Origin of the sequence: Pseudomonas sp. GV085 (assembly GCF_003050925.1) — a bacterium.
Lineage (GTDB): Bacteria > Pseudomonadota > Gammaproteobacteria > Pseudomonadales > Pseudomonadaceae > Aquipseudomonas.
This window is the reverse complement of sequence record NZ_QAOV01000008.1, coordinates 231,749-246,795: the sequence shown is the minus strand read 5'-3', so window position 1 is coordinate 246,795 and position 15,047 is coordinate 231,749. Positions and strand designations below refer to the sequence as shown.

Here is a 15,047-nt window from a genome sequence, read left to right as displayed (position 1 = left end):
CGAAGACGGAGTGTCAGCCAATGAAGATGTCGAATGTACCGGCCTCTTCGCGAGCAGGCTCGCTCCCACAAGGGATGCATTGCCAGTCAAGCCCGGTTCAATCAACACATCCAAATAATCGTGTTTCGGCTGATAGCCGGTACGGCAAAGTGCTTGCACAAAGTTTGGAATACCATAATATGATATTCCATAGACCGAACAGTCAGCACTGACTCGACGGACTGATGCTCCCGATAGGCGGGCACTCGAAAGCCCCGCTCATAAACACAACAATGAGGGCGTGAAAATGGTGTTGAACAAACGTGCGACCGCGGTTCTTTTTGCGGGACTGTTGAGCGTGACCAGCCAGGCATTGCTGGCGGCTGAAAGCGTCAACTTCGTGAGTTGGGGCGGCAGCACCCAGGATGCGCAGAAGCAGGCCTGGGCCGACCCGTTCAGCAAGGCCAGCGGCATCTCCGTGGTGCAGGATGGCCCGACCGACTACGGCAAACTCAAGGCCATGGTCGAAAGCGGCAACGTGCAATGGGACGTGGTCGACGTCGAAGCCGACTTCGCCCTGCGCGCCGCCGCCGAAGGCTTGCTCGAACCCCTCGATTTCAAAGTCATTGAACGCGACAAGATCGACCCGCGCTTCGTCAGCGATCACGGCGTCGGTTCGTTCTTCTTCTCTTTCGTCCTCGGCTACAACGAAGGCAAGCTCGGCGCCAGCAAGCCTCAGGACTGGTCCGCGCTGTTCGACACCAAGACCTACCCTGGCAAACGCGCCCTGTACAAATGGCCAAGCCCTGGCGTGCTCGAACTGGCGCTGCTGGCCGATGGTGTGCCTGCCGACAAGCTCTACCCGCTGGACCTGGACCGCGCCTTCAAAAAACTCGACACCATCAAGAAAGACATCGTCTGGTGGGGTGGCGGCGCGCAGTCGCAGCAGCTGCTGGCCTCCGGTGAAGCGAGCATGGGCCAGTTCTGGAACGGCCGGATTCACGCCCTGCAAGAAGACGGCGCCCCGGTCGGCGTAAGCTGGAAGCAAAACCTGGTCATGGCCGACATCCTGGTCATTCCCAAGGGTTCGAAAAACAAGGACGCGGCGATGAAGTTCCTGGCCAACGCCAGCAGTGCCAAGGGCCAGGCGGACTTCTCCAACCTGACCGCCTACGCCCCGGTCAACGTCGACAGCGTGCAGCGCCTGGACTCAGTGCTGGCCCCAAACCTGCCGACCGCCTACGCAAAGGATCAGATCACTCTTGATTTCGCGTACTGGGCCAAGAACGGTCCGGCCATCGCGACACGGTGGAACGAATGGCTGGTCAAATGAAAATGACGGCAACCGCATCCCGTCCCTCCACGTCAGTCGGGAGCGCCCCAGGCGCTGCCGGCAAGGCGGCTACGATGACGCAATCGCCGAGCCTGGCCCAGCGCTGGCGCGGATCGGGCAACCTGATCCCCGCCCTGCTGTTCCTCGGCCTGTTCTTCCTCGCGCCGTTGATTGGCCTGCTGTTGCGCGGCGTGCTGGAACCGGTGCCGGGCCTGGGCAACTACGAGCAACTGTTCGCCAACTCGGCCTATGCCCGGGTCTTGCTCAACACCTTCTCGGTGGCCGGCCTGGTGACGCTGTTCAGCCTGCTGCTGGGCTTCCCGCTGGCCTGGGCGATCACCCTGGTGCCGCGTGGCTGGGGTCGCTGGATCCTGAACATCGTGCTGCTGTCGATGTGGACCAGCCTGCTCGCCCGCACCTACTCCTGGCTTGTGTTGCTGCAAGCCTCCGGGGTGATCAACAAGGCGCTGATGGCCATGGGCATCATCGATCAACCGCTGGAGATGGTGCACAACCTCACCGGCGTGGTAATCGGCATGAGCTACATCATGATCCCGTTCATCGTGCTGCCGTTGCAGGCGACCATGCAGGCCATCGACCCGATGATCCTGCAGGCAGGTTCCATCTGCGGCGCCAGCCCCTGGACCAACTTCTTCCGGGTGTTCCTGCCGCTGTGCCGGCCGGGGCTGTTCTCCGGCGGCCTGATGGTGTTCGTGATGTCCCTTGGTTACTACGTGACCCCGGCGCTGCTGGGCGGTGCGCAGAACATGATGCTGCCCGAGTTCATCATTCAGCAGGTGCAGTCGTTCCTCAATTGGGGCCTGGCGAGTGCCGGCGCCGCGTTGCTGATCGTGATCACGCTGGTGCTGTTCTACTTCTACCTGAAGCTCCAGCCGGAATCCCCGGTTGGCGCCAGCAACGCGAGGTAAGCCGTCATGCTCCTGACCCCCAATGCCATGAGCCGGCGCATGCGCTTCGGCCTGTATGCCACCACCGGGCTGATCGGGCTGTTCCTGCTGTTGCCGATCGTGTTCATCGTGCTGCTGTCGTTCGGCTCATCGCAATGGCTGGTGTTCCCGCCGCCGGGCTGGACACTGAAATGGTACGGCCAGTTCTTCTCCAACGCCGACTGGATGAACGCCGCCATGGCCAGCCTGAAAGTCGCGGTACTGACCACCTTCTTCGCCGTCGCTTTGGGCCTGCCCACCGCGTTCGCCCTGGTGCGTGGTCGCTTCCCCGGCCGGGAAATGCTCTACGGCCTGTTCACCCTGCCGATGATCGTGCCGCTGGTGATCATCGCCGTGGCGGTGTACGCGCTGTTCCTGAAACTCGGCTACACCGGGACCATGTTCGCGTTCGTGGTCAGCCACGTCATCGTCGCGTTGCCGTTCACCATCATCTCGATCATCAACTCGCTGAAGCTGTTCGATCAGTCGATCGAGGATGCGGCGGTGATCTGCGGCGCCTCGCGCCTGCAAGCGGTGTTCAAGGTGACCTTCCCGGCGATCCGTCCGGGCATGGTGGCCGGCGCCCTCTTCGCCTTTCTCGTCTCGTGGGATGAAGTGGTGTTGAGCGTGATGATGGCCAGCCCGACCCTGCAAACCCTCCCCGTGAAAATGTGGACCACCCTGCGCCAGGACCTGACGCCCGTGATCGCCGTCGCTTCGACGCTGCTGATCGGCCTCTCGGTGTTGGTCATGGTGATCGCCGCCGCTCTGCGCCGGCGCAACGAAATCAGCGCTTGAGCGCCAGGAGTACGACATGAGTGCAGTGATCAAAGATTCCGCGCAGCAAAATGACAAGCCCCTGGTCAGCCTGCGTAACCTGAACAAGCACTACGGCGACTTCGCCGCCGTGGACAACATCTCGCTGGACATCAAGGACGGTGAATTCCTCACCTTCCTCGGCTCCAGCGGCTCGGGCAAAAGCACCACGCTGTCGATGCTGGCCGGCTTCGAAACCCCGAGCAGCGGCGAGATCCTGGTCAACGGCCAGTCCCTGGTCAACGTGCCGCCGCACAAGCGCGACATCGGCATGGTGTTCCAGCGCTACTCACTGTTCCCGCATCTGTCGGTACGCGACAACATCGCCTTCCCGTTGGCCATCCGCAAACTGGCCACTGCCGAACGCGAGCGCCGGGTCGATGCGATGCTCAAGCTGGTGCAACTTGAGCAGTTCGCCCATCGCCGCCCTTCGCAACTGTCCGGTGGCCAGCAGCAACGAGTCGCTATCGCCCGCGCGTTGGTTTACGAACCACGCATCCTGCTGATGGACGAACCCCTCGGTGCACTGGACAAGAAACTGCGTGAAGACTTGCAGGATGAACTGCGCCAGCTGCATCGACGCCTGGGCATCACCATCGTCTACGTGACCCACGACCAGGAAGAAGCCATGCGCCTGTCCCAGCGCATTGCGATTTTCAGCCACGGCAAAATCGTCGGCCTGGGCAGCGGCTATGACCTGTACCAGAATCCGCCGAACGCCTTTGTCGCCTCGTTCCTCGGCAACTCGAACTTCCTCAAGCTCAAAGCCCAGGGTAATGCGGTGGCGAGCTTCGAAGGGCAGCCGTTGTCGATTCGCCTGACCGCAGGGTTGCAGACTGATCAAGATGTTTTGCTGATGGTGCGTCCGGAAAAAGCCTTGGCCTTGAGTGTCGAGCAAGCTGCGCAGGAACCCCTGGCCGCCGGCTGGAACGAAGTCTCGGCCAAGGTCGTGGAAGTGCTGTTTCTCGGCGAAAGCCAGACCTGCAGCGTGGTCACTGCGGGCGGCACCTCGATGACGGTCAAGGCACTGTCCGCCGCTGGCATGCCGCTCAAGGCCGGCGACCCGGTGCGGGTGCGCTGGGCCACCGCCGATGCCTGCGTCTACACCGAATGGGCTGAAAGCGACCTGAACAAGGCCGCCGGCGCTCACTGAGCCATTGGCCTGCGCGCGCGGGCCACTATAATGAGTCACCCTCGGGCCACCACAACGTCGGGTTGTGGTGGCCTTTTTTCTGTCGCCTGTAAGATAAATTGGACAACAGATTCCTATAATCCCGGTTTAATGCTAAATAGTGCTCAGTATTTTTAACACCCGACCCTGTCGTGCCACACAGTGCAACGAGAATAACGATATGAAAGTCCATTTCGAGAAAAGTGAAGTGTTTGGGACCCTCCACCTGCAAGCGGCGGTGGCAGCATGATCGAAGTTACCGAAGTTTCCATTGCCGAGCTGCGCGCCGCGCTCGAATCCGGCCAGACCACCTCGGTTGAACTGGTCCAGGCTTATCTCGCGCGGATCGACGCCTACGACGGCCCCGAAACGCCAACCGCGCTGAACGCGGTCGTGGTGCGCAACCCCGAGGCGCTCGCCGAAGCGCAGGCGTCCGACGCCCGTCGCGCCAAGGGCCAGACGCTGGGCCCGCTGGACGGCATCCCTTACACCGCCAAGGACAGCTATCTGGTCAAGGGCCTCACCGCTGCATCCGGCAGCCCGGCCTTCAAGGACCTGGCTGCCTATCGCGACGCGTTCACCATCGAGCGCCTGCGCGCTGGCGGGGCGATCTGCCTGGGCAAGACCAACATGCCGCCGATGGCCAACGGCGGGATGCAGCGCGGCGTCTACGGCCGTGCCGAGAGCCCGTACAACGCTGACTACCTCACCGCCCCTTTCGCCTCCGGTTCGTCGAACGGCGCGGGTACTGCCACTGCCGCGAGTTTCGCGGCCTTCGGCCTGGCGGAAGAAACCTGGTCGAGCGGTCGCGGACCGGCCTCGAACAATGGCTTGTGCGCCTACACCCCTTCGCGCGGAGTGATCTCGGTGCGCGGCAACTGGCCGTTGACCCCGACCATGGACGTGGTCGTGCCGTTTGCCCGGACCATGGCCGACCTGCTCGAAGTGCTCGACGTGGTGGTCGCCGATGACCCGGACACCCGTGGCGATCTGTGGCGCCTGCAACCCTGGGTGCCGATCCCGAGCTCGTCCCTGGTGCGCCCCAAATCCTACGCGGCGCTGGCCGCCAACAGCGATGCGCTCAAAGGCAAGAAGTTCGGCATTCCACGCATGTACATCAACGCCGACCCTGAAGCCGGCACCTCTGAAGCGCCAGGCATCGGTGGCCCGACCGGCCAGCGCATCCACACCCGTCCTTCGGTGATCGGGCTCTGGGAACAGGCACGCAAGGCCCTCGAAGACGCGGGTGCCGAAGTGATCGACGTGGATTTCCCGCTGGTTTCCAATTGCGAAGGCGATCGTCCTGGCGCGCCGACCGTGTTCAATCGCGGCATTGTCTCCAAGGAATTTTTACACCATGAACTGTGGGACCTGACCGCCTGGGCGTTCGATGATTTCCTGCAGGCCAACGGCGACCCGAAACTCAACCGTCTGGTCGATGTCGACGGCCCGCAGATCTTCCCTCACGATCCGGGCACCCTGCCCAACCGCGAGGGCGACCTGGCCGCCGGCATGGACGAATACGTGCGCATGGCCGAACGCGGCATCACCCCGTGGGACCAGATCAGCACGTTGCCGGACGGCCTGCGCGGACTGGAGAAAACCCGAAAGATCGATCTGGAAGACTGGATGGATCGCCTGGGTCTCGACGCAGTGCTGTTCCCGACGGTTGCCGACGTGGGCCCGGCGAATGCCGATGTCGATCCGCAATCGGCGGATATCGCCTGGAGCAACGGCGTATGGGTCGCCAACGGCAACCTCGCCATCCGCCACCTCGGCGTGCCGACAGTCACCGTGCCGATGGGCGTGATGCCGGACATCGGCATGCCGGTCGGCCTGACGTTTGCCGGGCGCGCCTATGACGACTCGTCGCTGCTGCACCTGGCATCGGCGTTCGAGTCGACCGGGAACAAACGCATGATCCCGCCGCGTACCCCGCCATTGGTCGCTGACAAGGGCTGACCGATAAAACCGTGGCGGCTCACTCGAGCCGCCACGGCTGGCAAATCAAGGGTCAACCTGAGCCATCAGTTCCGGAATCGATTCCGGCCGCTTGGCAAAACGCTGCGCCAGCACCGCACAGACCATCAATTGAATCTGGTGGAACAGCATCAGCGGCAGGATCAGCACACCAATGGTGCTACCGGCAAACAGCACCTGGGCCATGGGCACGCCGGTTGCCAGGCTTTTCTTCGAACCGCAGAAGAGAATGGTGATGCGGTCTTCCTGGTTGAAGCCGAAGGCTTTGCCCAGTACGGTCGAGGCCACCAGCACCAGCGACAGGACCACGCAGCACGCCACCACCAGCCCGACCAGATCCAGCACTGGAATCTGCTGCCAGAGCCCCTCGATCACCGCCTCGCTGAACGCGCCGTAGACCACCAGCAAAATCGAACCCTGGTCAACGAACTTCAACCAGCTCTTGTTGCGCGCCACCCAGTTGCCGATCCAGCGCCGCGCGATTTGCCCGGCAATGAACGGCAGCAGCAGTTGCACGCTGATCTTGAGGATGGCGTCGAGGGTCGAGGTGCCTTCGCCGTGCACATTGAGCAGCAGGGTCACCAGCAATGGCGTGAGGAAAATCCCGAACAGGCTGGATGCTGCCGCGCTGCAAATCGCCGCCGGGATGTTGCCCCGTGCCAGCGAAGTAAAGGCAATCGCCGATTGCACCGTAGCGGGCAGCGCACACAGGTAAAGCATACCCATGTACAGGTCGTTGCCGATCAGCGGCGACAACAGCGGTTTTAGCGCCAGGCCGAGCAACGGAAACAGCACGAAGGTCAGGCTGAACACCAGAACATGCAGGCGCCAGTGCCCGGCACCGGCAATGATCGACTCGCGAGACAGCTTGGCGCCATGCAGGAAAAACAGCAGCGCAATGGCGATGTTGGTCAGCCAGCCAAAACCGACCGCGACCTGACCGCTGGCGGGCAGCAGGCTGGCGAGCGTCACCACGCCGATCAGGGTCAGGGTGAAGTTGTCGGGTAACAGACGGGGGCGGGTCATGGGTTTGGTCATCCGGGGGTTGCCAGTACGTGGAAGCGACTCTAACGTGACTGGATATTACCGACTAACGCCGATGAGCCAGCAGATGCCGCCTAAAGGACATGACAAAAGTATCCGGCGCAGTATTCCCGGGCTGTCCAGCCTGCCACGGCCACTCTACGGCCGTACCGAATCGCTGCCCAATCGCGCACTGACCCGGCGCCATAGCCATCCGTGGGTGCAGCTTTCCTATGCAATTCAGGGCGTGCTCGAAATACAGACCGGCGTCGGGCGTTTCGTCGCCCCGCCGGAGCGCGCGGTGTGGATTCCGGCGGGCATGCCGCACCGGGTATTCAGCTCGCCGCGCACGGAAATGCGCAGCCTGTACATCGACTGCAGCGTCTCGACGTGGGCGCAGCCGGGCTGTCATGTCTTGGGGGTCAGCGATTTGTTGCGCGAGTTGATCCGTGCCTTCAGTCAGGTTCCGGTGGAATACGATCAGAACGGTCCGCACGGTCGGTTGGCCCAGGTGATTCTGGATCAGTTGGCTGAGGCGCCGCAGATCGATTTGATGCTGCCCCTGCCCCAGGACAGCCGATTGCGGCAGATCGCTCAAAGCCTGGAGTCGCACCCGGAGCAACAGACCACGCTCAGTCACTGGAGCGACCAATTCGGCGTCACCGAGAAAACCCTCAGTCGCCTGTTCCTGCGCGACACCGGCCTGACCTTTCGCGCCTGGCGTCAGCGCTTGCGCCTGCTCGGCGCCCTGACGCCACTGGAACAGGGCGAGCGGGTGACCGATGTCGCATTGGCTTGTGGCTACGACTCGACGTCGGCGTTTATCGCGGCCTTCCGACAACAGTTCGGCGAAACACCGGGGGAGTTTTTTCGCTGAGTCCTGCACAGAGCCATGGATGTACACAAAACCTGTAGGAGCGAGCCTGCTCGCGAAGGCGGTGGATCAGTCGACACATGCATTGACTGACACTACGCCTTCGCGAGCAGGCTCGCTCCCACAGTTTTTTGTGTCGAGCACAGGTTTTGTGTACACCCATACTCCCTGTGTTACTGATCGGACTTGATGCTGGTCCACACGCGCGTGCGTACCCGCTCGAGCTTTTGCGGCAATGGCTGCACGACGTACAGCGTCTTCAATGCCTCGCTGGTCGGTGTCAGATTCGGGTTGCCGGTGATGTCCTTGTCGATCAGCGCCAGCGAGTCCTTGTTGGCATTCGGGTAACCGAGGAAGTCGCTGATCGGCGCGATGACTTTCGGGTCCAGCAGGTTGTTGAGGAATTCGTGGGCCTCGGTGACGTTCTTCGCGCTTTTCGGAATGGCGAAGGTGTCGAACCAGATCGGCGCGCCTTCTTTCGGCAGGCGCCAGTCGACGACCACGCCGTTACCCGCCTCTTTGGCGCGATTGCCGAATTGATAGAAGCTGCCGGAGTAACCGATGGCCACGCAGATATCGCCATTGGCAATGTCGGTCATGTACTTGGCGGAGTTGAAGTAGGTGACGTAAGGGCGAACCCTGAGCATCAGCGCCTTGGCTTTTTCGTAGTCATCGGGGTTCTGGCTATTCGGGTCCAGCCCCAGGTAATGCAGGGCCAGCGGCAGGATCTCCGACGGCGAGTCGAGCATGGCGACGCCACAGGCCTTGAGCTTCTCCATGTTCTCGGGCTTGAACACCAGGTCCCAGCTGTCCACCGGCGCATTCTCGCCCAGCGCCGCCTTGACCTTGGCCGGGTTGAAGCCGATCAGCACGGTGCCGTACATGTAGGGCACGCCGTACAGGTTGCCCGGGTCGTTCTTGTCCAGCAGCTTGAGCAGGGCCGGGTCCTGGTGCGACCAATTCGGCAACCTGGACTTGTCGAGTTTCTGGAACACGCCCGCCTTGATCTGGGTTTCGATGAACTGGTTCGATGGCACCACCAGGTCGTAGCCCGAGTTGCCGGTCAGCAGCTTGGCTTCCAGGGACTCGTTGGTGTCGAAGGTGTCCCAGGTCACCTTGATCCCGGTGTCCCTGGCGAAATCCTTGGGCACGGACGGCAGGATGTAGTCCGCCCAGTTGTACACCCGCAATTCTTGCTGTTCGGCGTGCACCGCGCTGGCCAGCAGCGACAGTCCGCAAACGCTGGCGCCCAGTATGCGTTTCATTGAGTCCATGGATCATTTCCCCAAGTGTGGCGTGAGTTGGATGGTTTTTATGTTCTGTACACGGCAGCAATCTTGAAAATAGCCAAGGGTAAGGAAGTGAAGCTTCTGGTTGTGATTTGACCTTGGGTTGCCGACTCGGCAACCCGCGTCTGATTCTTGCTGACGGCGGCGCCGGCTCACAGTGTGAGGCAGGCCAAAAGGAGATCGATGCGGCCAAAATACCTGTCCGCCTTGATCGGTGCAGTGGGGCAATCAATCCCCGGTAAGTCCAGACTGCCGATGCCTGCGCAGCCTGTTTACTGCCTATTACGCATTACACCAATAACAAGATCGCGAGGCTTCGATGAATGGCTTGTGAAACGCTTGAAACATTTCAAGAGGCTATTATCAAACGCAGTGAAAGTAGTTTTCGTGGGGGGATAAGGCTTGTCGCGCAGGGGTATGGACGATCACTGTTTTTGCATATCGGTGCGGCGGATTTTCATCAGACTGACATCATTGGCAGTGTTCCGTGGCTGCCTGTGTCCCGACAAGAGCAATGACCCATGAACGATCAAATCGAACTGTACGGCGCCAACACCGGCAACAGCCTGCGGGCCGCGATTGCCCTGGAAGAATCCGGCATCGCCTACACCGCACGCAGGCTCGACCTGTATGCGAAGGAACACCATGGCCCGGCCTTCCTGGCGCTGAACCCGGCCGGAAAAGTCCCGACCCTGATCGACCACGGGACCACGCCGGCGCTGATCATCAATCAGTCCAACGCCATCATCCAGTACGCCGATGCCAAGGCGCCGGGACGACTGGCGCCGGCGCAGCCCGGACCTGAGCGTATCCGGGTGATTGACCGCTATTTCTTTTTCGTGACCGATGTCATCGCCCCCAGCCATGCCGCGTTTTTTCTGCACCAGGCGGGGCAAGACAAGGCGGCGGCGATCATCGATCTGCGGGTGATCGAGCAACTGACCTACGCGGAAAGTTTTTTGACGGACGAATTCATGGCCGGAGCGCAGTTCTCCATGGCCGACATTTCGGCGTTCACCATCGTCACAGCGTTCCGTGACCGGCTGGAATGGAAAGAGCTTGCGCAACTTTCGCGCTGGTTCGACACGGTCGAAGCCAGGCCGGCGGTACAACGCGGCCTGAATGTGTTCAAGCAAACCTGAGCGGTCGATGTGCTGACGCTTATGTAGGAGCGAGCCCTGCTCGCGAAGGACTCAAGTGCGCCGCGTTTAACCGGTAAGCACGCGTTATCGTTGACGTCCATCGCGAGCAGGCTCGCTCCTACATAAGCGTCAGCATTCCATTAGATCAGTCGGTGTAGCCGAGCTCCACCGAACGGCTTTCCTGCGCCTGGCTTCGCGTAGCGAGGCAGTAATACAACGGACACGTCACCACCAGCCCCACCAGCCACGACAGGTCCGCGCCGTCCACCAGATTGGCGTACGGTCCGACATACAGCGACGTATTGGCGAATGGCAACTGCACGATGATGCCGATGAAGTAAGCGATGATCGCGTGCAGGTTGAGGCGACCGTAGATGCCGCCGTCAGCGCGGAAGATCGAAGCGATGTCATAGCGACGACGCTTGATCAGGTAAAAGTCGATCAGGTTGATCGAGGCCCACGGCACCAACACCAGCAACAGCGCCAGAATCAGGCCGATGAACTGCGAAATGAAATCCGCCGAAGCACCCAGCGCCACCACGCAGCAACCCGCCAGCACGATGCCCGACAACACCACGCGCACCTTGATGCTCGGCGTCCACTGGCTGGCGAAGGTCTGGATCGAAGTGATGATCGACAACACCGCGCCATACAGATTCAAGGCGTTGTGGCTGATGATGTTGAGCAGGAACAGCACCATCAGGATCGGCCCCAGCCAACCGGTGGACTGCTTGACCGCCGCCATCGCCTCGGTGCCTTCCGGGGTTGCCAGTACCGCCACGGCGCCGAAGGTGAACGACAGGATCGTGCCCAGGGTCGCCCCCAGGTAGGTGGCGAAGAACGGCCGGGTGATGCCGATGTCCGCCGGCAGGTAACGCGAGTAGTCCGACACATACGGCGAGAAGCTGATCTGCCAGATGATGCCCAGCGACACCGTGGCCAGCCAGCCGGACAGGTTGAAGCCGCCGCGGGTGAAGAAGTCCGCCGGCAGGTCATGGGCAAAGATGTAGAGGAAGCCGGCGAGCAACGCGCTGCCCATGACCCAGGTGCCGATGCGGTTGAGGGTATGGATGAAGCGATAACCGATCACCCCGATGGCCGTGGCACTGAGGGCACCGATGAGAATGCTGGCCGGCACCGGAACCGACGGCGCAATGCCGACAATCGATTTACCCGCCAGCACGATGTTGGAAATGAAGAAACCGATGTAGATCAACGCCGCGAAGAACACGATCAGCAGCGCGCCGTAGCGGCCGAACTGACCACGGCTCTGCACCATCTGCGGAATGCCCATGCACGGCCCTTGGGCGGACGCGAGGGCAATCACCACACCGCCGACCATGTGCCCGAGCGCAATCGCCAGCAGACCCCAGAACAGATTGAGGTGGAACACCTGGACCACCATGGCGCCGGTGACGATGGGCAGTGGAGCAATGTTGGTGCTGAACCACAGGGTGAAAAGATCGCGGGCCTTCCCGTGGCGCTCTGCGAGTGGAACATAGTCGACCGTGTGGTTCTCGATCAACGGATCTTGCCGGGACATCTGGGACATATGCATGAACTCGAGTTTGTCTGTTCTTATCTTTGTATGAAGCCAAACCGGGGGGACTCTATGGCCGCCCCTCAGATGCGAACCATATTATGGTATTCCAAACTTTAAACAAGACTGATCCGGTCTTTGAACAAGCATCTGAGCCGGCATCCTGCCCGAATCACGCCAACACTGGCTAGCTGAAAGCTCCGTAATCATTGGGTTTTCAACGAACACTTTACGTTTATCGGTTCACCTAAAAAGACCTTGCAATAGATGTATTACGGTATACCATCAGACCTACAAACACATAAAAACGCGTCACACCATCCGAGGACCCTCCAATGATCGATGCCGCCATCTACAAACAAGTCATGGGTTCGTTCCCGTCCGGAGTGACCGTGATTACCACTCTGGATGACGACGGGCAAATCGTCGGCCTGACCGCCAGCGCCTTCAGCTCGCTGTCGATGGACCCGGCCCTGGTGCTGTTCTGCCCGAACTACAGTTCCGATTCCTACCCGGTCCTGATCAAGAACAAACGTTTTGCCATCCACGTGCTGTCCGGCGGCCAGCAAAACGAAGCCTATGCTTTCGCACGCAAAGGCAAGGACAAGGCCCAGGGGATCGAGTGGACGCTCAGCGAGTTGGGCAACCCGATCCTGGCCAACGCCACGGCGGTCATCGAATGTGAGTTGTGGCGCGAATATGAAGGCGGTGACCACGCGATCATGGTCGGCGCCGTGAAAAACCTGATCGTGCCCCGGCAGAGCAGCGGACCGCTGGTGTATTGCCACGGCAAGATGGGCGCTTTACCGGTCCTGGCCTGATCTTCGGTACCACGCACTCCCACAGGTTGCTTACTGACCAGAGAGAAATGTTTTTGCAGACAATTTGTATTATGGTATACCAACAATCAACAGGCCCGCGATCGACTGGCCGACAACAATAGATCCGAGGTAAGCGTCATGAAGTTTTCCCTGTTCGTACACATGGAACGTTGGGACGAAAGCGTCAGCCACCGCCAGTTGTTCGAAGACCTGACCGAACTGACCCTGATGGCCGAAGCCGGCGGTTTCAGCACCGTATGGATCGGCGAACACCACTCCATGGAATACACCATCTCGCCAAGCCCGATGCCGCTGCTGGCTTATCTGGCGGGCAAGACCACCACCATTCACCTGGGCGCCGGCACCATCATCGCGCCGTTCTGGCATCCGCTGCGGGTGGCCGGTGAATGCGCGTTGCTCGACGTGATCAGCAACGGGCGCATGGAAGTCGGTCTGGCCCGTGGTGCCTACCAGATCGAGTTCGACCGCATGGCCGGCGGCATGCCAGCGTCCTCCGGCGGCCAGGCGTTGCGGGAAATGGTCCCGGTGGTGCGCGCGCTGTGGAACGGCGACTACGCCCACGACGGCGACATCTGGAAATTCCCGACCTCCACCAGCGTGCCCAAGCCGATCCAGCAGCCGAACCCGCCGATGTGGATCGCCGCCCGCGACCCGGACTCGCACAACTTCGCCGTGGCCAACGGCTGCAACGTCATGGTCACGCCGTTGATGAAAGGCGACGAGGAAGTCCTCGACCTGAAGAACAAATTCCAGGCTGCGCTGGACAACAATCCTGGCGTGCCGCGCCCGCAATTGATGGTGCTGCGTCACACCCACGTGCACACCGCTGACGATCCAGAAGGCTGGCAAGTCGGGGCCAAGGCGATCTCGAAGTTCTACCGCACCTTCGATGCCTGGTTCGGCAACAAGAGCACCCCGGTCAACGGTTTCCTCGCGCCGAGCCCGGAAGAGAAATTCGCCGGTCGCCCCGAGTTCGAACTGGAAAGCCTGCACAAGACCGCCATGATCGGCACCCCGGAAGAAATCATTCCGCGCATCAAGTACTACCAGGAACTGGGGGTCGACGAATTCAGCTTCTGGTGCGATAACAGCCTGCCCCATGCGCAGAAGAAAAAATCCCTGGAACTGTTCATCAAGCACGTGGTGCCAGCGTTCCGGTAGGAGCAAGTTCCCACAAGGGTCGATTCCAATGATGACTGGTCGTCTCCCATTACTCGCCCTTCCCTCCGGCGCCGCGCGGGCTTACCTGCGCGGTGAATGGACCGCTTCGCACCTGCATTTCAAGCGCCTGCGCGCCAGCGTTTCGGCCAAGCAGAACGGCTTCTGGCAAATAGTTCACTGAGCCCACCCGAACAGCCAATCACGCACTCCGCGTCTCGCCATTGCATGGCGCGTACGGTGCATCGTGTTTCGCCTTTGATCAGGTTTGCCCAATGAACAATAACAACGCGCTGTTGATCATCGACATGCAGCAGGAGGACGGCTTCGTCCTGGAAAACCTCGACAGGGTGGTTGCCCATACCGCCGCCCTGCTCGATACCGCCCGCCATCAGCGGATGCCTGTCATCTATACCCGCCACATCAATCAGGCCAACGGCAGTGACCTGCCCCACGGCGAACCCCTGGCCGCCGACGGTGGCCCTGGCAGTTACCGCGCCGGCACCCGGCAAGTGGAAATCATCGCGTCGCTGACGCCGCAGCCCGGTGAATTGATCATCGACAAGGGCCGTTACAGCGCCTTTCATCGCACCGATCTCGATGCCCGACTCAAGGCAATGGAGGTCGACACGCTGATCGTCTGTGGCGTGCTGACCGACGTCTGCGTGCTGACCAGCGTATTCGATGCCTTCGCCCTGGGTTATCGCGTGCGCCTGGTCAGCGATGCCTGCACCACGACCACCGAGGCCGGGCACTACTCGGCCCTGATGATCATGGCCAACTGGGTCTACGCGCTGGAAATCCTCACCACCACCGAGTGCCGGCGCGCCCTGCAACAACTCGACTACGTCAGCCTGATCCCCGAGCAGCCGGACCTGTTTGCCCACCAGCCCCACGAGCTGCAAAGCACCATCGCCCGTCTGCAATCCCGTCTCGTCCGGACTCAGGAGTGA

At 61.1% G+C, this 15,047-nt stretch carries 14 protein-coding genes; 11 read left to right on the top strand and 3 right to left on the bottom strand.

Annotated features, from left to right (window positions below):
* Positions 1–286: 286 nt before the first annotated feature.
* The 5 genes from C8K63_RS18720 to C8K63_RS18700 all read left to right on the top strand — a co-directional run bounded on the left by C8K63_RS18720 (position 287) and on the right by C8K63_RS18700 (position 6,208).
* Positions 287–1,312: an ABC transporter substrate-binding protein gene (locus C8K63_RS18720; protein ID WP_108218049.1), complete on the top strand. Its 1,026-nt coding sequence runs from the start codon at positions 287–289 to the stop codon at positions 1,310–1,312.
* Positions 1,309–2,241, top strand: a complete 933-nt coding sequence (locus C8K63_RS18715; protein ID WP_177413235.1) for an ABC transporter permease — start codon at positions 1,309–1,311, stop codon at positions 2,239–2,241. The genes C8K63_RS18720 and C8K63_RS18715 overlap by 4 nt, the downstream gene beginning before the upstream one ends.
* A gap of 6 nt (positions 2,242–2,247) precedes the next feature.
* A complete protein-coding gene (locus tag C8K63_RS18710) occupies positions 2,248–3,057 on the top strand; it encodes an ABC transporter permease (protein ID WP_007976227.1) in 810 nt (269 codons plus the stop codon).
* Positions 3,058–3,073: 16 nt separating this feature from the next.
* On the top strand, positions 3,074–4,228 hold the full coding sequence (locus tag C8K63_RS18705; RefSeq protein ID WP_108218047.1) for an ABC transporter ATP-binding protein: 1,155 nt from the start codon (positions 3,074–3,076) through the stop codon (positions 4,226–4,228).
* Positions 4,229–4,492: 264 nt separating this feature from the next.
* Positions 4,493–6,208 carry an amidase gene (locus tag C8K63_RS18700; RefSeq protein ID WP_108218046.1) on the top strand — a complete coding sequence of 572 codons (1,716 nt, stop codon included), beginning with the start codon at positions 4,493–4,495 and terminating at the stop codon, positions 6,206–6,208.
* A 45-nt stretch (positions 6,209–6,253) separates the two neighbouring features.
* Here C8K63_RS18700 and C8K63_RS18695 read toward each other — a convergent pair whose 3' ends face one another.
* Positions 6,254–7,252, bottom strand: coding sequence for a bile acid:sodium symporter family protein (locus C8K63_RS18695; protein WP_108218125.1), 999 nt, complete (start codon positions 7,250–7,252; stop codon positions 6,254–6,256).
* A gap of 85 nt (positions 7,253–7,337) precedes the next feature.
* Between C8K63_RS18695 and C8K63_RS18690 the strand changes: the two genes are divergently transcribed.
* A complete protein-coding gene (locus C8K63_RS18690) occupies positions 7,338–8,126 on the top strand; it encodes a helix-turn-helix domain-containing protein (RefSeq protein WP_108218124.1) in 789 nt (262 codons plus the stop codon).
* A 170-nt stretch (positions 8,127–8,296) separates the two neighbouring features.
* Here the strand turns inward: C8K63_RS18690 and C8K63_RS18680 are convergent, their stop codons facing one another.
* On the bottom strand, positions 8,297–9,397 hold the full coding sequence (locus C8K63_RS18680; protein WP_108218045.1) for a polyamine ABC transporter substrate-binding protein: 1,101 nt from the start codon (positions 9,395–9,397) through the stop codon (positions 8,297–8,299).
* A 536-nt stretch (positions 9,398–9,933) separates the two neighbouring features.
* Between C8K63_RS18680 and C8K63_RS18675 the strand changes: the two genes are divergently transcribed.
* Positions 9,934–10,554, top strand: coding sequence for a glutathione S-transferase family protein (locus C8K63_RS18675; protein ID WP_108218044.1), 621 nt, complete (start codon positions 9,934–9,936; stop codon positions 10,552–10,554).
* A gap of 145 nt (positions 10,555–10,699) precedes the next feature.
* Here the strand turns inward: C8K63_RS18675 and C8K63_RS18670 are convergent, their stop codons facing one another.
* Complete coding sequence (locus C8K63_RS18670) at positions 10,700–12,106, bottom strand: cytosine permease (RefSeq protein ID WP_108218043.1); 1,407 nt, start codon at positions 12,104–12,106, stop codon at positions 10,700–10,702.
* 323 nt (positions 12,107–12,429) lie between these two features.
* Here C8K63_RS18670 and C8K63_RS18665 point away from each other — a divergent pair, with 323 nt between their 5' ends.
* From C8K63_RS18665 to C8K63_RS18655, 4 genes are all read left to right on the top strand, one after another.
* On the top strand, positions 12,430–12,915 hold the full coding sequence (locus C8K63_RS18665; RefSeq protein WP_008000480.1) for a flavin reductase family protein: 486 nt from the start codon (positions 12,430–12,432) through the stop codon (positions 12,913–12,915).
* A gap of 138 nt (positions 12,916–13,053) precedes the next feature.
* Positions 13,054–14,097 (top strand): LLM class flavin-dependent oxidoreductase, encoded by a 1,044-nt coding sequence (locus C8K63_RS18660; RefSeq protein WP_108218042.1) that lies wholly within the window; start codon positions 13,054–13,056, stop codon positions 14,095–14,097.
* 31 nt (positions 14,098–14,128) lie between these two features.
* Positions 14,129–14,278 carry a hypothetical protein gene (locus C8K63_RS30510; RefSeq protein ID WP_177413230.1) on the top strand — a complete coding sequence of 50 codons (150 nt, stop codon included), beginning with the start codon at positions 14,129–14,131 and terminating at the stop codon, positions 14,276–14,278.
* A gap of 91 nt (positions 14,279–14,369) precedes the next feature.
* Complete coding sequence (locus tag C8K63_RS18655) at positions 14,370–15,047, top strand: cysteine hydrolase family protein (RefSeq protein WP_108218041.1); 678 nt, start codon at positions 14,370–14,372, stop codon at positions 15,045–15,047.